This window comes from Arthrobacter zhaoguopingii (assembly GCF_009828595.1).
Classification (GTDB): Bacteria; Actinomycetota; Actinomycetes; order Actinomycetales; family Micrococcaceae; genus Arthrobacter_D; species Arthrobacter_D zhaoguopingii.
The window spans coordinates 1-25,748 of sequence record NZ_WPNY01000010.1 but is presented as its reverse complement, the minus strand read 5'-3'; the positions used below and the strand labels follow the sequence as shown (position 1 = coordinate 25,748).

25 protein-coding genes are annotated in these 25,748 nt (G+C 69.7%); 13 read left to right on the top strand and 12 right to left on the bottom strand.

Annotation, left to right across the window (positions count from 1 at the left end; genetic code table 11):
• Positions 1-8 precede the first annotated feature (8 nt).
• The gene (gene lplAB / locus GVV86_RS13165; protein ID WP_159801282.1) at positions 9-1,091 is read left to right on the top strand and encodes a lipoate-protein ligase LplAB; all 1,083 of its coding nucleotides are present in this window, start codon (positions 9-11) and stop codon (positions 1,089-1,091) included.
• Here lplAB and pepN read toward each other — a convergent pair.
• Positions 1,076-3,676: an aminopeptidase N gene (gene pepN / locus GVV86_RS13160; protein WP_159801284.1), complete on the bottom strand. Its 2,601-nt coding sequence runs from the start codon at positions 3,674-3,676 to the stop codon at positions 1,076-1,078. The two genes, lplAB and pepN, sit on opposite strands and share 16 nt — an antisense overlap.
• Before the next feature lie 61 nt (positions 3,677-3,737).
• Between pepN and GVV86_RS13155 the strand changes: the two genes are divergently transcribed.
• Positions 3,738-4,838: an alanine racemase gene (locus GVV86_RS13155; RefSeq protein WP_159801286.1), complete on the top strand. Its 1,101-nt coding sequence runs from the start codon at positions 3,738-3,740 to the stop codon at positions 4,836-4,838.
• Between the two features lie 18 nt (positions 4,839-4,856).
• Here the strand turns inward: GVV86_RS13155 and glgC are convergent, their stop codons facing one another.
• Positions 4,857-6,101, bottom strand: a complete 1,245-nt coding sequence (gene glgC / locus GVV86_RS13150; protein ID WP_201291333.1) for a glucose-1-phosphate adenylyltransferase — start codon at positions 6,099-6,101, stop codon at positions 4,857-4,859.
• A gap of 85 nt (positions 6,102-6,186) precedes the next feature.
• Here glgC and glgA point away from each other — a divergent pair, with 85 nt between their 5' ends.
• On the top strand, positions 6,187-7,380 hold the full coding sequence (glgA, locus tag GVV86_RS13145; protein WP_159801288.1) for a glycogen synthase: 1,194 nt from the start codon (positions 6,187-6,189) through the stop codon (positions 7,378-7,380).
• A gap of 89 nt (positions 7,381-7,469) precedes the next feature.
• Here the strand turns inward: glgA and GVV86_RS13140 are convergent, their stop codons facing one another.
• Positions 7,470-9,617: an acyl-CoA dehydrogenase family protein gene (locus GVV86_RS13140; protein ID WP_159801290.1), complete on the bottom strand. Its 2,148-nt coding sequence runs from the start codon at positions 9,615-9,617 to the stop codon at positions 7,470-7,472.
• Positions 9,614-10,378, bottom strand: a complete 765-nt coding sequence (locus GVV86_RS13135; RefSeq protein ID WP_159801292.1) for a TetR/AcrR family transcriptional regulator — start codon at positions 10,376-10,378, stop codon at positions 9,614-9,616. The genes GVV86_RS13140 and GVV86_RS13135 overlap by 4 nt, the downstream gene beginning before the upstream one ends.
• A 63-nt stretch (positions 10,379-10,441) precedes the next feature.
• On the opposite strand from GVV86_RS13135, the gene GVV86_RS13130 reads away from it, so the two are divergent.
• From GVV86_RS13130 to GVV86_RS13110, 5 genes are all read left to right on the top strand, one after another.
• On the top strand, positions 10,442-11,758 hold the full coding sequence (locus tag GVV86_RS13130) for an acetyl-CoA C-acetyltransferase (RefSeq protein WP_159801294.1): 1,317 nt from the start codon (positions 10,442-10,444) through the stop codon (positions 11,756-11,758).
• Between the two features lies 1 nt (position 11,759).
• Entirely contained in the window at positions 11,760-13,103 is a 1,344-nt protein-coding gene (locus GVV86_RS13125) for a 3-oxoacyl-ACP reductase (protein WP_159801296.1), read from the top strand.
• Positions 13,100-14,086 (top strand): MaoC/PaaZ C-terminal domain-containing protein, encoded by a 987-nt coding sequence (locus tag GVV86_RS13120; protein WP_159801298.1) that lies wholly within the window; start codon positions 13,100-13,102, stop codon positions 14,084-14,086. The genes GVV86_RS13125 and GVV86_RS13120 overlap by 4 nt, the downstream gene beginning before the upstream one ends.
• A 9-nt stretch (positions 14,087-14,095) precedes the next feature.
• Positions 14,096-15,322: a kynureninase gene (locus GVV86_RS13115; RefSeq protein WP_159801300.1), complete on the top strand. Its 1,227-nt coding sequence runs from the start codon at positions 14,096-14,098 to the stop codon at positions 15,320-15,322.
• A 115-nt stretch (positions 15,323-15,437) separates the two neighbouring features.
• Positions 15,438-16,181: a GAF and ANTAR domain-containing protein gene (locus tag GVV86_RS13110; RefSeq protein ID WP_159801302.1), complete on the top strand. Its 744-nt coding sequence runs from the start codon at positions 15,438-15,440 to the stop codon at positions 16,179-16,181.
• Between the two features lie 19 nt (positions 16,182-16,200).
• Here GVV86_RS13110 and GVV86_RS13105 read toward each other — a convergent pair whose 3' ends face one another.
• Together GVV86_RS13105 and GVV86_RS13100 are read right to left on the bottom strand one after the other, a co-directional pair.
• The gene (locus tag GVV86_RS13105; protein ID WP_159801304.1) at positions 16,201-16,644 is read right to left on the bottom strand and encodes a MarR family winged helix-turn-helix transcriptional regulator; all 444 of its coding nucleotides are present in this window, start codon (positions 16,642-16,644) and stop codon (positions 16,201-16,203) included.
• Positions 16,637-17,791: a N(5)-(carboxyethyl)ornithine synthase gene (locus tag GVV86_RS13100; RefSeq protein ID WP_159801306.1), complete on the bottom strand. Its 1,155-nt coding sequence runs from the start codon at positions 17,789-17,791 to the stop codon at positions 16,637-16,639. Before GVV86_RS13100 ends, GVV86_RS13105 begins: the two co-directional genes overlap by 8 nt.
• Before the next feature lie 325 nt (positions 17,792-18,116).
• On the opposite strand from GVV86_RS13100, the gene GVV86_RS13095 reads away from it, so the two are divergent.
• Entirely contained in the window at positions 18,117-18,902 is a 786-nt protein-coding gene (locus GVV86_RS13095; protein WP_425483340.1) for a ZIP family metal transporter, read from the top strand.
• A gap of 47 nt (positions 18,903-18,949) precedes the next feature.
• Positions 18,950-19,378 carry a RidA family protein gene (locus GVV86_RS13090; protein WP_159801308.1) on the top strand — a complete coding sequence of 143 codons (429 nt, stop codon included), beginning with the start codon at positions 18,950-18,952 and terminating at the stop codon, positions 19,376-19,378.
• Positions 19,379-19,384: 6 nt separating this feature from the next.
• Here GVV86_RS13090 and GVV86_RS13085 read toward each other — a convergent pair whose 3' ends face one another.
• On the bottom strand, positions 19,385-20,038 hold the full coding sequence (locus GVV86_RS13085; RefSeq protein WP_159801310.1) for a hypothetical protein: 654 nt from the start codon (positions 20,036-20,038) through the stop codon (positions 19,385-19,387).
• Positions 20,039-20,129: 91 nt separating this feature from the next.
• Between GVV86_RS13085 and GVV86_RS13080 the strand changes: the two genes are divergently transcribed.
• Complete coding sequence (locus GVV86_RS13080) at positions 20,130-21,077, top strand: phosphotransferase (protein WP_159801312.1); 948 nt, start codon at positions 20,130-20,132, stop codon at positions 21,075-21,077.
• Positions 21,078-21,097: 20 nt separating this feature from the next.
• Here the strand turns inward: GVV86_RS13080 and GVV86_RS13075 are convergent, their stop codons facing one another.
• Complete coding sequence (locus GVV86_RS13075) at positions 21,098-21,637, bottom strand: GNAT family N-acetyltransferase (RefSeq protein ID WP_159801314.1); 540 nt, start codon at positions 21,635-21,637, stop codon at positions 21,098-21,100.
• An 84-nt stretch (positions 21,638-21,721) separates the two neighbouring features.
• The gene (locus tag GVV86_RS13070) at positions 21,722-22,306 is read right to left on the bottom strand and encodes a DUF2231 domain-containing protein (RefSeq protein WP_246669855.1); all 585 of its coding nucleotides are present in this window, start codon (positions 22,304-22,306) and stop codon (positions 21,722-21,724) included.
• Positions 22,307-22,359: 53 nt separating this feature from the next.
• Between GVV86_RS13070 and GVV86_RS13065 the strand changes: the two genes are divergently transcribed.
• The gene (locus tag GVV86_RS13065; RefSeq protein ID WP_159616453.1) at positions 22,360-22,902 is read left to right on the top strand and encodes a TetR/AcrR family transcriptional regulator; all 543 of its coding nucleotides are present in this window, start codon (positions 22,360-22,362) and stop codon (positions 22,900-22,902) included.
• Positions 22,903-22,970: 68 nt separating this feature from the next.
• On the opposite strand, the gene GVV86_RS13060 is transcribed toward GVV86_RS13065, so the two are convergent.
• The 3 genes from GVV86_RS13060 to GVV86_RS13050 are packed head-to-tail and all read right to left on the bottom strand — an operon-like array spanning position 22,971 to position 24,208.
• Positions 22,971-23,561: a GNAT family N-acetyltransferase gene (locus GVV86_RS13060; RefSeq protein WP_159801316.1), complete on the bottom strand. Its 591-nt coding sequence runs from the start codon at positions 23,559-23,561 to the stop codon at positions 22,971-22,973.
• A gap of 51 nt (positions 23,562-23,612) precedes the next feature.
• Positions 23,613-23,792 (bottom strand): hypothetical protein, encoded by a 180-nt coding sequence (locus tag GVV86_RS13055; RefSeq protein ID WP_159616457.1) that lies wholly within the window; start codon positions 23,790-23,792, stop codon positions 23,613-23,615.
• Positions 23,789-24,208: a hypothetical protein gene (locus tag GVV86_RS13050; RefSeq protein ID WP_159616459.1), complete on the bottom strand. Its 420-nt coding sequence runs from the start codon at positions 24,206-24,208 to the stop codon at positions 23,789-23,791. Before GVV86_RS13050 ends, GVV86_RS13055 begins: the two co-directional genes overlap by 4 nt.
• 533 nt (positions 24,209-24,741) lie before the next feature.
• On the opposite strand from GVV86_RS13050, the gene GVV86_RS13045 reads away from it, so the two are divergent.
• Positions 24,742-25,748: DUF222 domain-containing protein (locus GVV86_RS13045; RefSeq protein ID WP_159803063.1), on the top strand; the 1,007-nt coding region annotated here is incomplete at its 3' end.

Below are 25,748 nucleotides of genomic sequence, written 5' to 3'. Positions count from 1 at the left end.
AACCCCGGATGGGTCAGGGCCAGGAAACGAGCGGCGGACGGCGGCACGGCGAGTACAAGACGCCGGGGGGCAAACTGACCGCCGTCGACCTCGCGGTGGTGGACGGACGTCTGGCCCAGGTGTCGGTGAACGGCGACTTCTTCCTCGAGCCCGACGAAGCCCTCGACGACATCAACGCCGCCCTCGAGGGCCTGGCGGTCGACACGCCCCCGTCCGAGCTGGCGGAGGCCGTCCGGGCCGGGCTCGACCCCTCGGCCCAGCTCTTCGGGTTCTCCCCGGAGGCCGTGGCCACCGCCGTGCGCCGCGCCCTGGGGCACTCCACGGGCATCGCGGACCACACGTGGGAGATCGTCCCGCCGACGGCGCTGAGCACCGCCATGCACGTCGCCATGGACGAAGTGCTCACCCGCGACGTCGGGGACGGGCGCCGCAACCCCACCCTGCGGTTCTGGGAGTGGGAATCGCCCTCGGTCGTGATCGGCAGCTTCCAGTCGGTGCGCAACGAGGTCGATCCCGACGGCGTCGCCCGGCACGGGGTGAGCGTCGTGCGCAGGATCAGCGGCGGCGGTGCCATGTTTATGGAGCACGGCAACGCCATCACCTACTCGCTGTACATCCCGCAGACGCTCGTGGACGGGATGAGCTTCGCCGATTCGTACCCGTTCCTCGATGCCTGGGTGATGGAGGCCCTGGCCGCCCTGGGCATCAATGCCTGGTACCAGCCGCTCAACGACATCGCCACCGATCTGGGCAAGATCGGCGGGGCGGCGCAGAAGCGGCTCGCCAACGGCGGGATGCTGCACCACGTCACGATGAGCTACGACATCGACGCCGACAAGATGCTCGAGGTGCTGCGCATCGGCAAGGAAAAGCTTTCCGACAAGGGCACGAAGAGTGCCAAGAAACGCGTCGACCCGCTCCGGCGCCAGACCGGGCTGGCCCGGGAGGAGATCATCGCGGTGATGATCGAAACCTTCCGCCGCCGCTTCAGCGCCGTCGACGCCGGCCTGAGCGAGGACGAGCTGCGGCGCGGCCGCGAACTCGTCGAGGAGAAGTTCGGCACCGAGGAGTGGCTCTACCGGGTGCCGTAGGCCTGGGCGGTGAGGGAGCGCAGCAGGTGGTCGCGCTCCTCCACCAGGATGCGCCGGAGGGCCCCCGGCGCATCCTGGTTGGCGGCGAGCCAGCTGTCTGTGGCCAGAAGCACCGGGTGCACTTCCGGGCGGCCCTGGAGGTCCTGGCGGCCGGGATAGAGGCCGCGCACCACGCGGGTTGCCATCTCGATTCCCCGGGCCTCCCAGACCTCCCGGAGCGCCTCGAAGTACGGTCCGTTGTAGGGGGCCGTCAGCTCCGGCCCGCCGAGGGTGAACCCCTCGATGGTGGCGCTGAGCAGTTCGTTGGACAGCCGGGTCCCGAAGACCGCCTCGCGCCAGGCGAGGTCCTTCACCGCGGCGTCCGGCACGGCCGAGCAGGCCAGCGTGAACGCTGCCTTGCCCGACGCCGTATTGTCGCGGGCCAGCTCGGTCTCCAGTTCGTCGATGGGGGCCAGGCCCTGCGCGGCCAGTGCGGCAAGGAACATCCAGCGCAGTTCGTCATCCAGGACCAGCCCCGGCACGGTGTCCGCGCCGTCGAGCAGGCCGCGCAGCACGGCCGCCGCGGAGCCGGTGGTCCGGCCGCCTCCCGCCAGTGCCCGCGCCCACGCGAGCTGCAGGTCCGAGCCTTCCGCGGCGTCCCGCAGGCCCCGCTCCAGGAAGCCGGCGTAGCGTTCGCGAAGCGTCGCCCGGCCGGCGGGTGCCGTGTAGCGTTCGACGGCGGTGCCGGCGTTCTGCAGGAGCACCTGGAGCACCCCGACGCCTGGTTCGGCCGGTGCGGCCAGCTCGACGGCGCCGAGGTAGTCGGCGGCGGCCAGGTCGGCATCCCGGGTGCTGGACCACAGGGCGGAGAGGCAGATGGCGCGGGCGAGCGGGTCGGCGATCCGGTCCACCGACCGCAGCAGCGTCGCCAGGGAGCGGGGGTCGAAACGCAGCTTGGCGTAGGTGAGGTCCTCGTCGTTGACCAGCAGCAGGTCCGGCTGGGTCCGGCCGACGAGCCCGTCCAGCGGGGCCGAAGCGCCGGTGACCTCGACGGCGTGCGACTCGGTGCGGGCCAGAAAACCTTCGGCGTCGTAACTGTAGAAGCCGACCTTGAGGGAGTGGGGACGGGGCTCGGGCACCCCGGTGATGGGGTCGAGCGCGTCCTGCCGGATCGCCGCGGCGGTGTACACGCCGTCCTCGACGGAAACCTCCGCGGTGAGCGCCGGCACCCCGGAGGTCTGCAGCCACTGCCGGGCCCAGGCCGTCATATCCTGCCCCGAGGCCTCGCTGAGGGCGGCGAGCAGGTCCGCGAGGGTGGTGTTGCCGAAGGCGTGCGCCCGGAAGTACTTCCGGGCCGCCTCCGTGAAGGCGTCGAAGCCGACGTAGGCGACGAGCTGCTTGAGCACCGAAGCGCCCTTGGCGTAGGTGATGCCGTCGAAGTTCTGCTTCGCCGCCTCAAGGTTGGGGATGTCCGCCACGATCGGGTGGGTCGTCGGCAGCTGGTCCTGCACGTACGCCCAGGCCTTGCGCTTGTTCGCGAAGCTCACCCACGAGGTCTTCCACTCGGTGGCCTCCGCCACGCCGAGGGCGCCCATGTAGTCGGCGAAGGACTCCTTGAGCCACAGGTCGTCCCACCAGGTCATGGTGACGAGGTCCCCGAACCACATGTGCGCCATCTCGTGCAGGATGGTGTTCGCCCGCGCCTCGTACTGGGCGGCCGTGGCCGCGGAGCGGAACACGTAGTTCTCCGTGAAGGTCACCAGGCCCGGGTTCTCCATCGCGCCGAGGTTGTACTCGGGGACGAAGGCCTGGTCGTACTTGCCGAACGGATAGGGGTAGTCAAAGAGGCGGTGGAAGAAGTCCAGCCCGCGGCGGGTGGTGTCGAAGATCGCCTCCGCGTCGAACGCGGACGCCAGCGACCGGCGGCAGTAGAGCCCGAGCGCAATTTCGGGCGAGCCGGTGCCGTCCGCACCGGTCCAGGATCCGGCGACGTGGTGGTAGGGGCCGGCGAGCACCGTGGTGATGTAGGTCGAAATGCGCTCCGTGGGCGCGAACTCCCAGCGCAGCGCCCCGGCGGAGACCGGGGAGGGGGCGCCCAGCGCCGGGGCGTTGGAGGCGACCGTCCAGGCCTCCGGGGCCGTGACGGTGAAGGTGAAGGCGGCCTTCAGGTCGGGCTGTTCGAAGTTGGCGAAGACCCGGCGGGCGTCGGCGGGCTCGTACTGGGTGTAGAGGTAGGTGAGGCCGTCCGCTGGGTCGGCGAACCGGTGCATGCCCTCGCCGCTGCGGCTGTAGAGTGCGGTGCCGCGAACGGTCACAGTGTTCGCCTCAAGCAGGTCCGGAAGGTGGATGCGCGAACCGTCGACGGCGGCGGCCAGGTCGAGGGTCTTCCCGTTGAGGAGCACCTCGTCGACGCCGCCGTGGATGAAGTCGAGGAAGGTGGACGCGCCGGGGGCGGTGCAGCGGAACACCACGGTGGATTCGCTGGGAAACCCCTCCGCCGAAGGGTCCTCGGCGCCGCTGAGGTCGAGCCTCACATCGTAGCGTTCGACCCGGATCAGCAGGGAGCGGGCGGCGGCCTCGTCACGGAGCAGGTTCTCGTTGCGCATCCGGTTATTCAATCACGCGCCGCGCACCGGCAGGCACGGCGGGTCGTGGTGGAATCGAAGCATGGACACGACAATTCCCGGGAACGAACCCACTCCGAGCGTGCAGATCGATGCCGGCCGGTTGGAGGCGAACATCACGGCCATGGCCTCGGCCATGCGGGCCCGCGGGGTGGCGCTGCGCCCCCACGCCAAGACCCACAAGATCCCTGAGATCGCCGCGCTCCAAGTGGCGGCGGGCGCCGTCGGGCTGACCGTGGCCACGGTCGGCGAGGCGGAGGTCTTCGCCGGGGCCGGGGTTGAGGATCTGTTCATCGCCTACCCGCTGTGGGTTGACTCGGCGAAGGGGGAGAGGCTGCGCCGGCTCGCGGAAAGGGCGCGGATCACCGTGGGTGCGGATTCCGTCGAAGGCGCCACCGCCCTGGCACGCAGCCTCGGCCCGGCCGTCGCCGCGGTCGCGGTCCGGGTTGAGGTCGACAGCGGCCACCACCGCAGCGGCGTGGCGCCCGGGGACGCCGCCGGCGTGGCCGTGGCAGCCGCGGAGGCCGGTCTAGAGGTCACCGGCGCCTTCACCTTTCCGGGCCACAGCTACGGCCCGGGAATGCCCGTCACGGCGGCACGGGACGAGGACGCGGCGTTGGCTCGAGCGGCCGCCGGGCTCCGCGCCGAGGGCTTCGCTGCTGCCGAGCTGAGCGGCGGGTCGACCCCGTCGGCGCTGATGGGAGGCGGAACCGCCACCGAGCTGCGCCCGGGGGTCTACGTCTTCGGCGATGCGCAGCAGTGGGAGCTGGGCACGATCGCCCCCGGCGACATCGCCCTCACCGTGGCCGCCACCGTGGTCAGCCACCACCGGCGTGCCCCCGGGGAGCCGGGGCGCTTCCTGCTCGATGCCGGCAGCAAGGTCCTCGGCAGCGACCGGGCGGCCTGGGCGACCGGCTACGGCAGGCTGCTGGAGCACCCGGAGGCGCGGATCGTTGCCCTCTCGGAACATCACGCCACGGTGCAGGTGCCCGCCGGAGAACCCCTGCCGGCCCGCGGCACCCGCGTCCGCGTGGTCCCCAACCACGTCTGCCTGCCCGTGAACCTGGTGGACGAGGTGCAGGTGGTCCGGGACGGCGCGGTCGTCGACCGCTGGGCGGTGGCGGCCCGGGGCAGGAACAGCTGACCCACCCCGGGCGGCCGCTCAGCCTGCGGGGACGATCTGTCCCTTGCTCAGGATGGTCAGTCCGGACTCGGTCACGGCGAAGCCGCGGCTGAGGTCGAGCTCACGGTCCACGCCGATGCGTGCCCCGGCCGGGATCTTCACGTTCTTGTCGATGATCGCGCGGCGGACGATGGCGCCGGGGCCGATGCTCACCTTGTCCATCAGCACCGAATCGCTCACCTCCGCGTTCTCCTCCACAAAGACGTCGGTGGCGAGGATCGAACCCTGAACGGTGCCGCCGGAGACGACGACGCCTGCCGAGACGATGGAGTCATGGGCAGCTCCGGAGCGGCCGGTGGCGCTGCGCACGAACTTCGCCGGCGGCGAGACGCTCTGGCGGGTGTAGATCGGCCACTGCAGGTTGTACAGATTGAACAAGGGCAGCGGGGAGATCAGGTCCATATTGGCGTCGTAGTAGGAATCCATCGTCCCTACGTCGCGCCAGTACTGGCGGTCCCGGTCGGTCGAACCCGGGATGAGGTTCGTCGTGAAGTCATAGACGGCGGCGTCGTTGCGGTCGACGAAGTGGGGGATGATGTCCCCGCCCATGTCGTGCTTGGTGTCGAGCCGGGCCGCATCCTCCTCGAGAGCCTTCAGCAGCGCATCGGTGGTGAAGACGTAGTTGCCCATCGAGGCGAGGAAGCTGTTGGGGTCATCGGGCAGCCCTGGGGTGGTCTTGGGCTTCTCGACGAAGGCGGCGATGCGGGTCGGGTCCTGCTGGTCGACCTCGATGACGCCGAACTGGTCAACGAGGTTCATGGGCTGGCGCACGGCGGCGACGCTGACGGAGGCCCCCGAGGCGATGTGCGCGTTGACCATCTGCTCAAAGTCCATGCGGTACACGTGGTCGGCGCCGATGACCACGACAATGTCGGGCTGGGCGTCGTGGATGAGGTTCAGGGACTGGTAGATCGCGTTGGCGCTGCCAAGGAACCAGCTCTTGCCGCGGCGCTGCTGCGCAGGCACCGAGGCGATGTACTGCTGGAGCTGGGTTGACATCCGCCACGTCTCGGAGACGTGCCGGTCGAGGCTGTGCGACTTGTACTGCGTGAGCACCACAATCTGCAGGTAGCCGGAGTTCACCAGGTTCGAGAGGGCGAAGTCGATCAGCCGGTAGCTTCCGGCGAACGGCACGGCCGGCTTGGCCCGGTCCGCGGTGAGGGGCATCAGGCGTTTGCCCTCGCCACCTGCCAGTACAACCGCCAGAACTTTCTTTAGTGCCACGGGTAACCCCCTTTGAGTATTCCAACGTGTCGGTCCAATTCTGTTCACACTAGAGGACTGCGGCCTCCTGCACTACGTTGGGGGAGTGCGAGTAGATATTGTCTCCAAGGAATTCCCCCCAGAAATCTATGGCGGGGCAGGCGTCCATGTCGCGGAACTGAGCCGCGTGCTGGCCGGGCAGGTGGATCTGAACGTCCATTGTTTCGGCGCGGAACGGCCCTCCGACTACCACGGGGCGCGGGTGCGCGCCTACGGCGTGCCCCCGGGGCTGGCCGGAGCGAACGCAGCCGTGCAGACCCTCGGGACGGACCTGGAGATGCTCGGGAACATCAATGGTGCCGACCTCGTCCATTCCCACACCTGGTACGCGAATATGGCCGGGCACCTTGCCTCCCTGCTCCACGGCATCCCGCACGTGCTCAGCGCCCACAGCCTTGAGCCGCTGCGGCCGTGGAAGGCGGAGCAGCTCGCGGGAGGCTACGCGCTGTCCTCCTGGGCGGAGAAGACCTCATACGAGGCCGCCGCGGCGGTGATCGCCGTGTCGGCGGGAATGCGCGACGACATCCTGCGCAGCTACCCCGCCGTCGACCCGGCGAAGGTGCATGTGGTGCACAACGGCATCGACGTCTCCGAGTGGGTGCGCGACGAGGACGACGACGCCGTGCGGGCCCTCGGCATCGACCCGGACCGTCCCAGCGTTGTCTTCGTGGGGCGCAACACCCGCCAGAAGGGCGTGCCCTACCTGCTCCGGGCGGCCGCACAGCTGCCTGCGGACGTGCAGCTGGTCCTGGTCCTCGGTGCGGCCGACACCCCCGAGCTCGCCGCGGAGACCGAGAAGCTGATCAACGAGCTCCGGGACCGGCGCGGCTCGGTGGTGCTCATCGAGCGGATGCTGCCGAGGCGCGAAGTGGTCCAGGTCCTGAGCCACGCGACGGTGTTCGCGTGCCCGTCCATCTACGAGCCGCTGGGCATCGTCAACCTCGAGGCGATGGCCTGCGGAGCGGCCGTGGTGGCCAGCGCCACCGGCGGGATCCCCGAGGTGGTCGAGGACGGCGTGACCGGAACCCTCGTTCCGCTCGAACAGGTCTCCGACGGCACGGGCACCCCCCTCGATCCCGAACGGTTCGTCTCGGACTTCGCCGCCGCACTCACAGCGATGCTTTCCGATCCGGCGAAGGCCCGCCGGATGGGCGAGGCCGGCCGGACCCGCGCCGAGCAGCACTTCGCGTGGGACTCCATCGCCGAGGCAACCCTCGAGGTGTACCGCAGCGTGCTGTGAACCCGGGAGCCCCGATCCGCCCGCCGGGCGGGCGGATCGGGACCGCCAGTTCCCGGTCTCGGGTCATCGCCGGATTGGAGACCGGCCGGTCAGGCTGAGGACTTCTCGGGCACCTGCCGTGCCTTGCGCGGTGCGCTCTTGCGCCGCGCCTTGGTCTGTTCCGCCTGCCGGGCCAGCAGGGTCTTCTCCTCGATCGGGGAGCCGCTGCTTGCCCGCACCGCCCGGGCGTGCGCGGCGGCCTCGTCCTGGCGCCGCTTCTCCGCCCCGGTGGCGATCGCGGCGCGGAGGTGCTCGGGCCCATAGCCGAAGGCCTCGACCAGGTCGAGGGCGTGCGGGCGGAGCTTGGCGAGCAGCCGGTTGATGTAGGGCGTGAGGGTCCGGGCCCGCTGCGAGGAAAGCCGGCCGTTCATCAGGTACCAGGCGAGGTTCCGTTCCAGCAGGCACAGCCCGAACAGGTCGCGCAGCCAGGTCAGGACCTGCCGGGTCCCGGGCTCCTCGACCCGGTGCAGCGCCGCCGTGAACGCCTCCCACTGCAGCAGCTCAGCGTGCGCCCGGGCCGTTTCGATCAGTTCGTGCTGGTGTTCGTTGAACAGGGCAGCAGCCTTGTCCTGCGGCATCGCCCCGGCCCCCCGCAGGGCGCCGGCGAGTTCGGCCACCATGGTGCCGACCCGGTCCGACAGCAGCCCGTGCTGGGTTGCCTCGTCCCGCAGGGCGATCGCCGACTTCTTCTCGGACCCGGTGTCCACGACGGTCTGCACCACACGGCGGAGCCCGGAGCGGTGAACCGTCCGCCCCGCGGCCTGGGAGACCGCGTAACGGGCGAGGACGCCGAAGTCCATGCCCTTGAACTCGCGGGCATAGTCCATCAGCAGGCGCTTGGCGACGAGCTGGAGCAGGACGTTGTTGTCACCTTCGAAGGTGGCGTAGACATCCATGTCCGCCCGGAGCGACGTGAAACGGTTTTCCGTGAGGAACCCGGCGCCGCCGCAGGCCTCCCGGCACTCCTGCAGCGTATCCAGGGCCAGCCAGGTGGACAGCGGCTTGTAGGCCGCGGCGAGGGTCTCGAGGTCCTGGCGGTCGGCGTCGGTATCGGAGGTTCCCGAAAACACGCCGTCGAACTTCTCAAGCAGTTCCTCGTGCGCGAAGGACGCCGCATAAGTGGCGGCCAGCCGTGGCAGGAGGCGCCGCTGGTGGCGCTGGTAATCGAGGATGACCTCTTCGGAGAGGTCCGAGGACGCGTTGAACTGGCGCCGCTCGGAGGCGTAGGTGATGGCGGTCTTCAACGCAATCTTGCTCACTGCGACGGCCGCGCCGTCGAGGGACACGCGGCCCTGGACGAGCGTGCCGAGCATGGTGAAGAAGCGGCGGCCCGGCGAGGCGATGGGGGAGCTGTAGGTGCCGTCGGGGGCGACGCTGCCGTACCGGTTCAGCAGGTGCGTCCGGGGCACCCGGACGTCCTCGAAGTGGAGCCGGCCGTTGTCGATGCCGTTCAGGCCGCCCTTGAGGCCGTCGTCCTCGCCGCCGATGCCGGGCAGGAAGGCGCCGTCGGCGTCGCGCAGTTCGACGTAGAAGGCATGCACCCCGTGGTTGACGCCCCGGGTGATGAGCTGGGCGAAGACCACGGCGGCTCGGCCGTCGACGGCGGCATTGCCGATGTAGTCCTTCCAGGCCGCCCGGAAGGGGGTGTTCAGTGCGAAGGATTCATCCTCGGGGGAGTAGACGGCGGTCGTGGCGATGCTTGCCACATCCGAGCCGTGCCCGGTCTCCGTCATGGCGAAGCAGCCCGGGATGTCCATGTTCATGATGCCGGGCAGCCACGCCTCGTGGTGCTCCTCGGTGCCCAGGTGGAGCACCGCCGCACCGAACAGGCCCCACTGGACGCCCGCCTTGATCTGCAGGGAGGGATCGGCGACCACCAGTTCCTCGAACCCAGCGACGTTGCCGCCGTGGTCGTCGTGCCCCCCCAGCGAGGTCGGGAAGGCCCTGTGCACCGCCTGGTTCTTCACCAGGTAGTGGAGCTGGTCGAAGCAGCGGCTGCGGTGCTCGGCCGAGGTGAGTCCTTCGATCTTGTGCACTTCGGGGCGCCCTGCGAGCTCCCGTGCGGTCCGGCGCACCGAGGCCCACTTGCCGAGGAGCAGTTCCCCGAGCACAGCGGGGTCGAGAACGGCCGCGTCGTTGTCTGTGATGGTGCCCGCTGCGGGAACCTCGCGCCGGGGGGCGGCTGCTGTGTGCGTCATGAGTTGTCCTTTGCAGGGGAGGAGGTGGTGGAGTCCGGTGCCGGGCGGGACGGTTGCCCGGTGGGCACCTGGTGGCTGATGCCTTCGAAGAGCCAGTCGGTCAACTGGTCGGCGAGCTGCTCCACGCCGGGCTTGCCTGGGCCGGCGGGCGTCGCGAGCCATAGCTCACCCGCGGAGCGGACCATGCCGATGGCGGCCCGCGGCCAGTACGCGAGCCGGGGGTCGGCGGGGCCGCTCAGGTGGGGCGAGGACCGCAGGTAGGCCCGCATGGGGCGGGCCAGCATCTCGGTGACGGCCTCGAGGAAGTGGGTCAGGGGGTCGGCGGGCCGGGCCTCATCGGTCGGGCCCGCGGCCAGGTCGGCCGGGCCGACCCGTGTGACGAACGCGTACACGTTCGGTGAGGTCTGTGCCATCTGCAGGTAGACGTAGATCATGGCGCGCAGGCCCTCGCGGGGCGTCTGGGCCTGCCGTGCCGCCGCAAGGATCTTCTGCTGCATCTGGCCCGTGACGACCTCGGCCATGGCCTGCTGAAGGCCGGTCTTGTCACCGAAGTAGCGGTAGTACACGGACTTGGAGGTGTCGGCCGCCGCCGCGATGTCCTCCATGGAGGCGCCGTGGCCGAGGGTGTCGACGGCGCGGCGGGCGGTGCTGATCAGCGCGCGCCGGCGCTCGGCACGGTGTTCCTCCCATCGGCTTGACCGGCCGTCGGGCACCGCCCCCGTTCCGGCGGGCACGGCGGAAACCGTTGACGAAGTGTTCATGATACTCAGCGTATCAGGTACGCTGGGTATCGGTAATCCACCACCACTACCAGGAGATCCCTCATGTCGAACCAGCCAGGAGCAGGCGCGGGCACCACCACCGTCCGCAACGCCGTCGTCATCGGCGGCAACCGCATTCCGTTTGCGCGCTCGGGCGGGGCCTACGCCCATTCGTCGAACAAGGACATGCTCATTGCGGCCCTCGACGGCCTCGTCGCACGGTTCGGCCTCCAGGGCGAACGCATCGGCGAGGTGGCAGCAGGCGCCGTCCTCAAGCATTCACGGGACTTCAACCTCACCCGCGAGGCGGTGCTGGGTTCCGCCCTCTCCGCGCACACCCCGGCGTACGACCTCCAGCAGGCCTGCGCCACAGGGCTGGAGACCGTTGTGGGCCTCGCCAACAAGATCAAGCTGGGCCAGATCGACTCCGGCATCGCCGGCGGCGTCGATTCGGCCTCCGACGCGCCCATCGTGGTCAGTGAGGGCCTGCGCCGGGTGCTTCTCGACCTCTCACGGGCCCGCACGCCCAAGCAGAAGCTCGCCGCGGTCAGCAGGCTGCGCCCCCGGGACCTGGCACCGAACGCCCCAACCACCGGTGAACCCCGAACGGGGCTCTCGATGGGCGAACACCAGGCGCTGACCACCGCGGCCTGGGGCATCACCCGCGAGGCCCAGGACGAACTGGCCTATCGCAGTCATGCCAACCTCGCCGCGGCCTACGAGCGCAGGTTCTTCGAAGACCTGATGACCCCCTACCGCGGGCTCACCCGGGACGCGAACCTGCGCGCCGACACGTCGCTGGAGAAGCTGGCGAAGCTGAAGCCAGTGTTCGGCGCCGGGCTCGATACGCCGGCCACCATGACGGCGGGCAACTCCACGCCGCTGACCGACGGCGCCGCCGTCGTCCTGCTCGGCTCGGAGGACTACGCGCGGGCCAACAACCTGCCGATGCTCGCGAACGTCGTCGACGCCGAGGCCGCCGCCGTGGACTTCGTCAACGGTCAGGAGGGCCTGCTGATGGCCCCCGTCTATGCGATGCCGCGGCTGCTCCAGCGCAACGGTCTGCACTTCGACGACTTCGACTTCTTCGAGATCCATGAGGCCTTCGCCTCCACGGTCCTCAGTTCCATCGCCGCGTGGGAGAGCGAGGAGTTCTGCCAGACCCGGTTGGGCCTCGACGGCGCACTCGGCAAGATCGACAGGAGCAAGCTCAACGTCAACGGCTCCTCGCTGGCCGCCGGCCACCCCTTCGCCGCCACCGGCGGGCGGATCGTGGCCTCCCTGGCCAAGGCGCTGGCGGAGAAGGGCTCGGGCCGCGGCCTGATCTCCGTATGCGCCGCCGGCGGGCAGGGCGTTGTTGCCATCCTCGAGGCGCGCTGAGGTGGCGGATACCTATCTCGGCCTCGTCAACACGCCGCTGCCGGGCAAGCTGGCCAAGACGCTGGGGCTGCCGCGCCCGGCGGTGCTGCGCCGCTACACCCCCGGCGACCCGCTCGTCCCCGGCCCGGTGCTGGTCCTGGGCAGCGGCCCCGGCGCCGACACCCTGGCGGAGGCCCTGCTCGGCTGGGACCAGGACGTCCGCCGGCACCTGCGCCCGGGGGAGAAGCTCGGAGCGGTGGTCGTGGCCCTCGATGCGGTGTCGCGTCCGGAGGACCTGGGTGCGCCCCTGCTCGAGCTCGGCCCGGCCGTCCGCGCCCTGCTGCCCGGCGGGAGGATCGTTTCGGTCGCCCGGCCGGCGGAGGAGGCCGGGGACCCCGCCACCGCCGCCGCCCGCCAGGGCGTGGACGGCGCCGTGCGTTCGGTCGCCAAGGAACTGCGGGCCGGTGCCACCGCCAACGGGATCGTGCTTTTGGACGGGGCGGCGGCGGACAGCCCCGGCGCCCTGGGTGCCCTGTGGTTCCTGCTCTCCGGGCGCAGCGCCTACGTCGACGGCCAGTTCCTGCGGGTCTCCGCCGTGCCCGCGTCGGAGGAGCCGGCCGACGCCGCCGCTCCGCTGGCCGGCAGGACCGCCGTGGTGACCGGCGCGGCGCGGGGCATCGGAGCGAAGATCGCCGAGGTCCTGAACCGGGACGGGGCAACGGTCGTCGTCGTTGACGTGCCCGCGGCAGGTGACAAGCTTGCGGAGGTCGCCAACCGGGTCGGGGGAACGGCACTCCAGGTCGACATCACCGCTCCCGACGCTGCCGCCCGGATCCTGAGCCACGTGAAGGAGCGCCACGGCACCCTCGACATCTTCGTGCACAACGCGGGCATCACCCGGGACAAGCTTCTTGCCAATATGGATCCGGCACGGTGGAGCGCGGTCATCGCGGTCAATATCTCCTCGCAGCTGCGCATCAACGACGAACTGCTTGCCTCCCCGGTGTTCTCGCCCGAGGGCCGGATCATCAGCCTCGCCTCAACCAGCGGCATCGCGGGAAACCGCGGACAGAGCAACTACGCCGCCTCCAAGGCCGGGGTGATCGGCATGGTCCGCGCCACCGCGGCCGCGTTCGCTGGGCCCGGTCGCACCATCAACGCCGTCGCCCCCGGGTTCATCGAGACCGATATGACCGCGAAGATGCCGATGCTCACCCGTGAGGCGGCCCGCAGGCTCAGCAGCCTGCAGCAGGGCGGGCAGCCGGTGGACGTCGCCGAGACCATCGCGTTCCTCGCGTCCGGGCCGGCGGGCGGCATCAACGGCCAGGTTCTCCGGGTCTGCGGACAGAACCTGGTGGGAGCATGAACGAGGTCCTCCTGCCGGCCATGCCGGCGCTGGCGGGCCTGTACCGCCAGGCGGCACTCGGCGCCGTGCTGCGCCGGGCCGGCCGCCGCAGGCCCGCGACGGCGCTGCCGGAGAACCGCCACCGTGCCTCCGGCGGCCCTGTGGACCGGGAGCGGCTCACCGCCTTCCAGCATCTCGTCGGGCAGGCGGCACGCGACGCCGTCCCCTCGGCCTACGTCCACACCCTGGCCTTCCCGGTGGCCATGAGCGTCATGGCCCGCCCGGACTTCCCGCTCCCGATGCTGGGTATGGTCCATCTGAGCAACACGGTGGTGCAGACCCGGGCGCTGCGCGTGGGGGAGGAGTTCGAGTCGGTGGCCTACGCCGAGAACCTGACTCCGCACCGGTCCGGAACCTCGGTGGACCTCGTCACCGAGGTGTCCGTGGACGGGCAGCGCATCTGGACGGGCCGCTCGGTCTACCTTGCCCGCGGCATCCGGACCGCCGGCGGCCGGGAAGCAGATCCGGTGCCCTCCCCGGAGGGGTCCACGGGGGCAGGCCCGGCGGTCGGTGGCGACAGGAGGGACTCTGCCCTGCCCGGGAACGGGGACGCCTTCACCCCGCCGGTGCCCACTGCACAGTGGCACCTGGCCTCCGACACCGGCCGGGCCTACGCGGCCGTGTCCGGGGACTGGAATCCGATCCACCTGAGCGCGCCCTCGGCACGGTTGCTGGGGATGAAGCGCGCCATCGCGCATGGAGTGTACCTTGCCGCGCGCATGGTGGAAATGGCGGAGCCAGCGGCGCCGGAGGCACTGTCGTGGGGCGTGGACTTCCTGTCGCCGGCACTGCTCCCGGGCACGCTCGCCGTCGCCGTCCGTCCCGGGGAGCCACTCGACGGGTCCGTCCGGCGCACTGAGGTCACCGGCTGGGCGCCCGGCGCGAAGCGGCCGTCCTTCACCGGATGGGTCACTCCGGAGGCGGTGGACCCGGCGTCGCCTTAGACTGGGCCCATGGTTGACGATCCGCTCCTGCAGCGCGCCCGCGAACTCGATGACAAGGACCCGCTGGCCGGGTACCGTGACCTGTTCATCATCGACGACGCCGACGGCATTGCCGCCTACCTCGACGGAAACTCCCTGGGCCGCCCCCTCGCGGCGACCGAACAGAGCCTTGCCGACTTCGTCAGGCACCAGTGGGGGTCCCGCCTGATCCGCGGCTGGGATGAGGGCTGGCTCGAGCTGCCCGAACGCATCGGTGACCGGCTGGGGAGCATCGTCCTCGGCGCAGCGCCGGGGCAGTGCATCGTCGCCGACTCCACCAGCGTCCTGCTGTACAAACTGGCGCGCGCCGCGGTCTCGGCCCGGCCGGGCCGCACCGAGATTGTGATTGACCGTGACAATTTCCCCACCGACCGGTTCCTGATGGAGGCCATCGCCCGCGAGCGCGGCCTTACCGTGCGGTGGCTCGACGTTCCCTACGACGGCGGGGCGAGCGCCGAGGCCGTTGCCGGCGTCGTCGGGCCCTCGACCGCCCTCGTGGTCCTGAGCCACGTGGCGTACCGGTCCGCCCACGCCGCCGACGTTCCCGGCGTCACCTCGGTGGTGCACGACGCAGGCGCCCTGGTCCTGTGGGACCTGAGCCACTCGGTGGGCTCGGTGCCCCTTGAACTCGATGCCTGGAATGTCGACTACGCCGCCGGCTGCAGCTACAAATACCTCAACGGAGGTCCGGGCGCCCCCGCCTGGGCGTACGTCGCCGAACGGCACCTCGATTCCTTCGAGCAGCCCATCCAGGGCTGGCTCGGCAGCGCCGATCCGTTCGCCATGGGCGGGTCATATGAGCCGGCGCCGGGCATCCGCAGGATTGTGTCCGGCACTCCGCCGATCCTCGGCATGCTCGCCCTGCGCGACATGCTGGATGTGCTGGAGAAGGCCGGGATCGGGGCGGTGCGGGAGAAGTCGGTGGCCCTGACCGGTTTCGCCATCGAGGCCGTCGACGCCCTCCTGGGGCCGGCCGGTGTAGTGGTGGCCTCGCCGCGCGCACCGGGTGAGCGCGGCGGCCATATCACCATCGACCATCCGGCGTTCGCCACCATGGTGCCCGGCCTTTGGGAGCAGGGGATCATCCCCGACTACCGGAACCCCTCCGGCATCCGCCTGGGCTTGTCCCCGCTGACCACGTCATTCGAGGAGACGTTGGTCGGAATCCGCGCCATCGCCGACAAAATGGTTTCTTGAGGGGTGGGGCCTGTCGCTCGCTGAGCGAGGCGGTCTATTGTGGGGCTATTGCCCGGACCGGAGCCGGGCGTCGTTAGAGGGCGGCTGATCAGTGCGGACAAGCGGAGGCAAGGGCATGGCTGAGGACAAGGGCGATTCGCCCACCCTGCAGGTGGGTACCCTCCTCCAGGACATGGTGCTCGACAGCACCGATGTCGAGGAGTTCCTGACCGAACTGGTGAAGCTCGCGGCCGCAACCCTGGAGGGGGGGCACGGCGAGATGCTTTGCGGTGTGACCCTGCTGCGTCCGAAGCGGACGGGCACCGTGGCCAGCAGCAGCGAGCACGCCCGGAACATGGACGAGATCCAGTACAACTTCGGGGATGGGCCGTGCCTGCGCGCCGCCAGGGAGGAGAAGCTCGTCCACGTCCCGGACATCACCAGGGACACCCGGTTCCCCGAGTACCGGGATGCCATCGCCGAGCACGGCATCCGCTCGATCCTCGGAGTCCCGATCCTGCTTGAGGGCGACGCAAACGCGGGGCTGAACCTTTATTCGAACCACGTCGACGCGTTCGACGACGATGCCGTCGCCGCGGCCGAGACCTTCGCGGACGAGGCGTCGAAGGCCCTGCGGCTCGCTGTGCGGATCGCCCGGCTGACCGAATCCGCGAATGACCTCAAGGCCGCGATGGAAGCACGGACCACCATCGACCTCGCCGTCGGAATTATCATGGGCCAGAACCGCTGCAGCCAGGATGAGGCGTTCGGAATCCTCCAGTCGGCCTCGAACACCCGCAACATGAAGCTGCGCGACATCGCCACCGCCATCGTGGCCTCCACCGGCAAATCGACGCCGAAAACCCACTTTGAGGTCTAGCCGCGCCCTGGCGGCCGGCTCAGCCGGCCTTCCCTGCCAGGCCCTCGGTGAGCCTGCCCAGAAGGCGCAGCAGGGTGGCGTAGTCCTCACCGGGCAGCAACTCGCCGACCCGCCGCCGCACGTCGGCGACGGGCACGCAGAGTGCCTCGTGCACGTGCCTGCCTGCCTCCGTCAGGCGTAGCAGGCCGGCGGTTTCCTCAACCAGGCCGCGCTCCGTCAGGTCGGCGACGACGCCCGCGACGACAGTCGGCGGATCGAAGGGGCTCAGCAGGTCCACCAGGCCGGCGCGGCTCTCGGGCCGCCGTGTCAGGGAGGCCAGCACCTGCCAGGACCGCCGGTCGCTTCCCTGGCCCTCAAGGGCACGTTCGAAGGCGCTGTCGAGCTGCCGGTCGGCCTTCTTGAGCCACCAGCCGATAGGCCTGTCCTGCTGACCCGGTGTGGGTTCCGGCCCCGGGTCAGCCACGTCCCGCAAGGACCTGATGCGGATACTGCGCACCGCGGCCCTGGAAGTCGAGGATGGCCGGGTTGACTACCGCGCCATCCCGGATTTCGATGGCGCGCCTCAGCGTCTCGTTGGCATTCCAGGCCTCCGGCCCCTCCAGAACCGGGCCGAGGAACGGCAGCAGCGCCTCGCTGATCTCCCAGGTGGCCGAGTCCCACAGGTAGGACGGGGTGTGGTCGACGGCGTAGTAGCGGACGTGGTCCCCGACCTCGAATACCGGTTCGGCGAACGAGGTGGGCCGGGCCCAGCTGAAGCCCATGCCCCGGTCACAGGAGACATCGATGATGAGGCTGCCACTGGAGAACAGGGGAAGGTCGGCTTCCTTGAGGTACATCTGCGGCGCGTTGGGGTTCTGCAGGGTGCAGTTCACCACCAGGTCATGACGGGCCAGGTAGGGGGCCAGGGGCACGCGGCCTTCCTCAGTCAGGACCTCGCTCAGCTGCGGATCCTCGGCGGTGGCTTCGATCTGGGCGATGCGTGCCGAGTGGATGGGTGACCCGACGGCCGCCACGCCGCGGCTTGTCAGGACCTGCACGTCGCTGACGCCGTGGGCGTTCAGGGCGGTGACGGCGCCCCGGGCGGTTGCACCGAAGCCGATGACGGCCGCGGTGAGCCTGCGGCCGTAATCCCCGGTGAGGCCGGAGAGCTGCAGCGCATGAAGGACCGAGCAGTAGCCCGCCAGTTCGTTGTTCTTGTGGAAGACGTGGAGGGAGAACCCGCCGTCCTCCGTCCAGTGGTTCATCGCCTCGAAGGCAATCAGCGTGAGCCGCTTGTCGATGGCCAGCTGGGTGATCTCACGATCCTGGACGCAGTGGGGCCATCCCCAGAGCACCTGGCCGTCGGCCAGGGAGGCGAGGTCGGACGCCTGCGGTTTGGGGAGCAGGACGACGTCGGAGGAGGCGATGATCTCCTCGCGCCTCAGCAGGGGCCCGACCAGCGGGTCCAACTGCGCGTCGGAGAGGCCGAACTGGGCACCGTAGCCCTGCTCAACGCGCATCCGCCCGCGGATCGCGGCGTCTATACGTTCGAAGTGGTGAGGGTGGAGAGGAAGCCGTCGTTCGTCCGGCTTGCTGGAGAGGGAGAGGACACCAAGGCGCAGTTCCGTCATGGTTCACGCCCTCCCGGGTCCGGCGGGGGCCGCCGTCGCCGTATCCCGTGTTCCCGGTGGGGACGCGGTCGAGGGCCTCGGTGGGACCGAATGTGGGCAGGTCTGGATCATCGTTGCTCCCTAGGAGGAACCAGGGGGTTCCGTGCGTTGACACTACACCCAGCAGAGCGTGCCCCCGGCACCCTTCCTCCGGGTAACCCGGGCGGAGTGCCTCCGATGCCTGCCGAACCAGCCGGCGCCGTCCGCCAACCCGGATCTTTCCCGGAAGTCAACAGGTGCGAGCCCTACCGCTTCTGCGGGCGGCTTTTATACTTTCGGTGTGGCAATGTCGCTCCTGTTCGGTGTCGTGGCATCGAGCGCCCTGGTGATTGGGGCGCTCATCGGGGTGCGCTTCAACCTTCCCAAGCGACTGCTGGCCATTCTCCTGTCCTTCGCCGCCGGTTCGCTGATCACGGCGCTGGCGTTCGAGCTGTTCGAGGACGCGTTTGAGCACGGCGGGATCTGGCGGGCCGCGATCGGGCTCGCCGCAGGGGCCATCGTCTTCACTGTCCTCAGTGCGCTGCTCGACCGGTGGGCCCAGGCCGGGACCCACGACACCCCGGCCGACGAATATCAGGGCAGTGCCAAACTCGACACAGACTCCGCCGCCCAGGACCGTCCGTCCTCGAAGGCCTCGACGAAGGGGGCCGCGGGCCTGGCGCTGCTGGCGGCGGTGACCCTCGACGGCGTTCCCGAGAACGTCGCCCTGGGCGTCGCCCTGGGGGAAGGCACCGGGGGACTGGCCCTCCTTGCCGCCATCTTCGTCTCGAACTTTCCGGAGGCCCTCGTTGGCGCATCCTCGATGCGCGACCAGGGGAAATCCTCGGCAGCGATCGTCGGCCTGTGGGTGGGGTGTGCCGCGCTGCTGGTGATTGCCGTCCTCATTGGGGCCGGACCGCTGTCGGGCAGCGGCCCCGAAACCATCTCCATCCCGCTTGCCTTTGCAGCCGGCGCGGTGATCGCTTCCCTGGCCGACACCCTGATGCCCGAGGCCTATGAGAACGGCGGGCCCGCCGTGGCGCTGAGCACCGCGGCAGGCTTCCTGCTGTCTTTCGTGCTCTCCCTTATGTGAGTCGCGGACGAGACCGGCCGTTCCGCAGGCACTTGTACTGTAGGGCGATGAGCGAAACGACCTTCCTGCGCAGCTCCATGCTTTATACGGGAGCGCAGTATGCGGCGGCAGCACGAGTGCCTATAGGGGAGCACCTGATCTTCACTGCCGGGGCGTGTCCACTGGATCCTGACGGATCGACGGCGGCCGTCGGCGACTACCGGGGGCAGGCGGCCAAGGTGATGGACAACCTTCTACTCGCGCTCGCCGCCGGCGGCGCCGACTTCTCCCATCTCGTCAAGACCACCGTCTTCGTGGCATCGAGCGACCGTGAGGACCTGGCCGAGGTCTGGAACGTCGTTCGGGCAAGGATGGGGGACCGGGACGTGCCGAGTACGCTTCTCGGCGTCGCGGTGCTTGGATACCAGGACCAACTGGTGGAGGTCGAGGCCATCGCTGCGCTTCCTGTCCCGGATCCCTTGGCACCTGCCCCCTGACGGGGATCACTCCGGGGCGCCCGTTCCGCCGAAGCCCGTCCGGCGTTCCGGACACACCGGCCGAGAAAGTGCGGAATCCAGAGCGGACAGCACCCTCGGGTCGAGCCCACTGAGGAGGAGGGGCAGGTCGTGGGCCGCATAGGAAATGCCTCCCTGCCAGTCGGTTCTGACGACCGTATTCCCGTCCCACCAGAACGTGTTCCGCGGCTCTCCTTCGACTTCCAGTTGGACCTTCAGTGCCTCGTGCCGGCCGCACGGGGTGTCGATCGTCTCCGGCCCCTGCACGGCGAAGACGGCGTCGCGAGCCCTCCGGTCCCCGTCCTCAACGAACTGGCTGAACTCCAGCCGATCTTTCCCCGCCCGCAGCGCCTGCACCAGGAGCAGGTGTGCCGCGTAGCTCGGCACCGGGCGGGGGCCTGTCCCGCCCGCGTCGCCTGCCTGGACTCCGGTGATATCGATGTCGGAGCGGTGATCCACATAGCGGTATGAGGTCCAGCCGAGGACATCACCTTCATAGCGTGTCTCCTGGGTTAGGTGGACAAGCTGTCCATCCGGAAGCACAAACGCGACCGTGGTCCGGAGCGCGCCACCTCCGGTCTCACGCACCAACGCACCGGTCCGCCGTCCGTCGATGTAGAACGCCTCCGCTTCCAACTCCATTGGCACAACCTAGTCCCTTTCGGTGGGCTGGGGGCGATGCCACGCGTCGACATTGCTCACCGACGGAGAACCGGCAGGCATAATGAGGCGCATGCAGCCACAGTGGACCCCCCGGATCGGCTGGAACGACCTGCCCGCGCACGTCCGGGCCGGCGTCGAAGGAGTCCTTGGGGAGCCTGTGGCCGGGTTCACCGGTCAGCAGGGAGGATTCTCGCCCGGCAGCGCGGACCGGGTGGTAACCCCCACCGGCCGGAGGGCGTTCGTCAAGGCTGTGGGGCCGGCCCTGAACGCCGCTTCACCGGGGATTCACCGGAAGGAAGCGGCTGTCGCCGCCGTCCTGCCCGGGACCCTGCCCACAGCGTCCCTAATCGGCACCTTCGACGACGGCGAATGGATCGCCCTCGTGCTCACCGACGTGGACGGACGCCACCCCCACCTGCCGTGGGAGCTCCGCGAGGTGGGGCTGGTCCTCGATGCCCTGCTGACGGTAGCCCGGACACCTGTCCTCCCGGCGCTGGACCACCTTCCCGACCTGGCCTCGGACGTCGGCCCCGAGTTCGCCGGCTGGGAGCGCGTCCGGGCCAATCCGCCGCAGGACGCCGCCGGCTGGGTTCTGGAGAACCTCGATGTCCTCGAACGGCTGGCGGCGCGCGGAGTGGGGGACCTCCGGGGCGAGTGCCTCGTACATACCGATCTGAGGGCGGACAACATCCTGATCACCCCGGCCGACGCGGCGGTGCTGGTCGACTGGCCGTGGGCATGCGTCGGAGCCGCGTGGTTCGACGCGCTGAGTGTCCTAATCAACACCCGGGTCTTCGACCCGGCCTTTGAGGTGGAGCCGATCCTGTCGGGCCACCCGATCTTCGACGGGGTGGCACCCGAGAGCATCGACGGTGTCCTTTCGGGGTTCGGTGCCTACTTCACCGACGCCGCCCGCCAGCCGCCACCGGCCGGACTGCCCACGCTGCGGACCTTCCAGCGACAGCAGGGGGACGCCGTCCTCGGCTGGCTCCGCCAGAGGCTTGCCGCTCGCAGCTGAACCCGCCGGCAGCCTTTCTTTCAGTCGGGGAGGTCATTCCAGTCGAACGGGGTCACGGTGTTCGACTCCCAGTCCTGCCGGAGGATCGAGTACGCCACGGAGGCGAGCCTCTCACCATCGGCGGTTGGCCACCCCAGGCGGTAGTGCGCCTCCTTCAGGAAGCCGGCACGCAGGAAGGTCCTGCGCATCGCGATGTTGTCCTCGCGCGTCTGGCCCTCGAAGCGGACGACGTCCGGCATTGAGGTGAACACGAGCGCGCACAACGCCCGCAGGGCCGCGGTCCCGCCACCCCGTCCCCGGTGGGAGTCGCCCAGGCGCAGGTCGAACATCGGAGTGTCATCGCGCAGGTCCTGGAGGACGGCCATGCCGATGCAGTGTCCGGCATCGTCAATCCAGTAACCCTGGGTTTCCTCGTTCCAGAAGCGGCCCGTCTCCACACCGGGACGGAGGCCGCCGGGGGTGGGGGAGGCCAGGACGTGGAAGGGGAAGGTGTTGGAGGCGAGGAACTCCACCACGGCGTCGGCATCGCCGGAACCCATGGCCCTCAAGGTGATGTGCATGGACGGAGCCTATAGGCGGCACACGTCCGACCAGAGGAGGTGCGCGGCCCCGGCCGGGGTCCATCCACGCCCGGGACCCTGATGCTACGGGCGGGCCGCCCGTCCCCGGCCCATATGTCCGCCAAGGAAGCCGCCAATCACCAGGAGCGCTCCGCCAACCCGGCCCAGACCCACGCCGATGCCATGCCGGCCCCGTATGCGCGCATACCAGGAACCGAAAAAGACGAGGACGGCCATGCCGTTGGCTGCCGCGTGCACAATTCCCACGCGGCGAGTAGGCCGGTCGGCCATCGCCCACTCGGCCCAGCCGGTGATCCCCGCCGCCCCGGAGGAGGCGAGCCCGAGCGCCACGAGCCGGGTGGCTGCCTGCCGTGAGCCGGGATCGGGAAACAGGTCGAGGAACTGGGCCATGAACCATGCGCCGAATGGAAGGTCCTTGACGATGATGTGCAGGGGAATGCCCGAGGTGTCGCCGTGGAATAGCCGTCGTGCGCGCTCGCGGACGATGAGGCGCTGGGCTGCGGGGGCCGCGGCGTCGACGTACCTGTCCAGGCCGTCTGCATGCTCAAGCGCCCCGAGAAGCCGCGAGTACACGCCGGAATTCGGCGCCTCCGGGTTGCCAGCGTTGGAGGAGTCCGGCTGGGGGAGATGCATCGCATCGGATGACATGGAAGCAGGTTACTACTTTCATAGTGGAAAATCACTATGTTTATAGTAGGTTCATGCAACCGATCCGTCTCCGCGCCCTCGACGCCGCCGTCGACCTCCTGGGTTCCTCCGGCCTGCGCGCGCTGTCGCATGCCCGGGTCGATGAGCGGGCGGGGCTGCCTCGGGGATCGACCTCCAACTACTTCCGGACCCGCCGGGCGCTGCTGGCGGGCGTGGTGGACCGCATCGTGGAGAGGGAACTCGATGCGTACGGCCCGCAGCTCGCTCCGGGCACCGCGCCCGAATTCGTCGACGGGCTCTGCCTCCTGTTCGAGCAGACAAGCGGCGCCAACCGGACCCTGACGGCGGCACGCCTGGCCCTGTTCATGGAGGCGGGGCACGATACCGCCATCCGGGACGCCGTCGTGCGGGGCAGGGCCGCCATGGAGTCAGCGCTACTGCCGGCCCTCGCAGGGCTGGGGGCGCGGGACCCACGCACCTCCGCCGCAGCGGTTATGGCCTGCTTCGAAGGTCTCCTGCTGCACCGCATCGCCCGGCACGACGAAGCCGATCCGCGTCCAGTGTTCAGCTTCGTGGTGGCCGCCGCCTTCGACTGACGGCGACGGTCAGGCGGACCTGAGGGCATTGACGCTCGGGACGGCGGACAGCCTTCCGCCTGGAGGTGTCAGCTGGCGCGCTCCAGGCGGTGCCGGAGGCCGGAGGCGACCGCCGGCCATTCGGGAGCGGTGATCGAGAAGACAACGGTGTCCCGCAGGGTGCCGTCGGCCATCCGGCTGTGCGCCCGGAGCACACCGTCCTGGCGGGCCCCCAGCCGGGCAATGGCCTCCCGCGACTGGAGGTTGTGCCAGTGGGTGGTGAAAGTGACGGAGGCACAGCCCTCGGTTTCGAAGGCGTGGGTCAGCATCAGGAGCTTGCTTTCGGCATTGGTCCCGGTCCGCTGGGTCGACAACCGGTTCCAGGTGTAGCCGATCTCCACGCGCGGCGTCGCCCTGTCGATGTCGCAGAAGGTCGTCATCCCCAGCACCGCTCCGGTCTGTGCGTCCAAGGTCGCAAAAGGAAGCATTTCTCCTTCCGCCTGACGTGCTAGCCGCCGGTCGATTTCCTCCGCCATGCCTTCGGGAGAGGGAATGCTCGTGTACCAAAGCTTCCACAGCTCACCGTCACGGACGGCATCCACCAGCCCCTGGTAATGGCGGTGGGCGAGGGGTTCGAGGACAACCCGGGAACCGGTGAGCGTCAGGGGTGTGAAAGCCATGAAATCATCCAAGCACAGCCGACGTGCTGCCCCGTCCGCCCGGGGTGCGTCCTACAGCGGCTTCTTGGCCAGCTGCTTCACCCAGGAGGGCGTTTCCTTGCCCAGCTTCCGGTCAGTGGTCAGCCGCAGGCGTGCCGCACGGATCCGGACCCGCTGCTCGTCGCCCTGGGCGGGGTGATCGGCGGGCTGGCGGCGTCCAGCGTTCACATTGCGGCTTGTGGTTGCGCTCATTGCCCTGCCTCCTCCACGATCGGTTCCCCTGCTGCTCCATTGTCTCCCACGCCGTCAACCCCGTCCACTTCCGACGGGAGGAACCGGGCCCAGGCGACCTCGAGGATCGCGACCTCCTCGGGGCCGGCGAGGTCGCTGGCGGCGAGGCTGTCCAGGACGCCCAGCCCGATCTCCTGGCGCGGAGGGTCTTCGGACATGGCCGCATCAAGCGCCCATTCGGCCCGGGCCCACCACTGGGAACGCTGGTCCGCCTCCCGGCGGTCCCGCACGTTGCGCCACGCGATCACTCCGGTGATGACCGCCGTCAGGAGGATCGCCAGTGGTCCGAACGAGCTGACCACCTCCCACCACGGCGTGCCGTTGGAGATGACGTCGACCCTGACCGGGTCGGGCGGAGTGGTGGCGGACGGCAGCATAGTCCCAGCTTAACCGGGCGCGGTGACGCCACCGTCGAGCGCCCAGCAGTACCCGCCGGAGGGGGTGAACGCCTACCGGACCGGTCATCGGCGTCTGGCACGCTTCGGCCCCGGGGGCTGGTTCTCCGGCGGGTTCTCAGCCCGGTTGTCAGCTGTCGCCCCTGCTTCCGCCTTGCTGTCCGGGCTGGCTTCCTGCCTTATTGTCCGGGACGGCTTCCTTGTTGATGGGCGGGCCGGCTTCCTGCCTTAATGTCCGGGCTGACTTTCCTGCTAATGTGCGGGCCGGCTTCCTGCCTTAATGTCCGGACTGGCTTTCCTGCTAATGGGCGGGCCGGCTTCCTGCCTTAATGTCCGGACTGGCTTTCCTGCTAATGGGCGGGCCGGCTTCCTGCCTTAGTGTCCGGACTGGCTTCCCTGTTGATGGGCGGGCCAGTGGTGCCGCCTTGAAGTCGGGCGGTTCGGCTGGTTTACGGGTGGTTTTCCTGCTGACTTTCCGACCGAAGAATGTCGGTGGGGGGTGACATTCTTGGGTTATGGAAAGGGCAGGCTCCCCCGATTCGGGGGTGGATCCCCCAGCGCAGGACCCCGGGTGGCTTGAGGCGGCCGCGGAGATCCTCGGTGCCGGGTTCCTCACCGGCGGCGCCCCGGACACCGCCGGGCTCGATGAGGCGATCGGCGGGCTGCAGGCCATGGCGCGGCTGAAGAACTGGGCCGATGCCCAGACCGTGAGGTTCACCGAGCGGGTCCGGATCCTCACCGAAGAACACCTCCAGGAACGCGGCATGCAGGCCGGCTCCCTGGCCGATACCCTGGCCGCCTCGGAGGTCGCCTGCGCCCTGCGGATCCCCGAGCGCACCGCCGGGTCCCTGATCCAGCACGCCTTCGTGCTCACCGGACATCTCCCTGCAACCCTCGAGGCCCTGGAAACCGGGGCCATCTCCTGGCGGCACGCGCTCACCTTGGTCGATGAGTGCGCCGGGATCCCGGACTTCGCCCTGCCCTACTTCGAGCAGAAGCTCGTTCCGGTCGCGCAGGACACGACGGCCGCGCGGCTGGCGTATCGGGCCCGCCGGCTGCGTGCGGAAATGCATCCGGAGGCCATCAGCAAGCGGACCCAGTCGGCGCAGACGCACCGCCGGGTGGAGTTCCACCCCGACGACGACGGGATGGCCTGGCTGAACGTGTACCTACCGGCGGAAAAGGCAGTGGCCATCGACGGGCGCCTGACCCGGCTCTCCCGGGCGCTGCAGTGCACCGAGGAAACCCGGACCCTCACCCAGCTGCGCACCGACGTGCTCACCGACCTGCTCACCCACACCTGCCCCGGCCCCGCAAACACCGCGTCCCTTCCCGCGGGCGCGGGCCGTGCAGATGCGGCCCGGGCGGGCGCGGGCAGCGCAGATGCGGGCGGTGCGGGTAGGGTTCCGGGCCGGCCGGTTGAGCCCCACGGGTGGAACGGGATCCAGGCCCAGGTGCACGTCACCGTCCCGGTGCTGACCTTGCTCGATGTCGATGACGCCCCCGGCGAACTCGAAGGCTA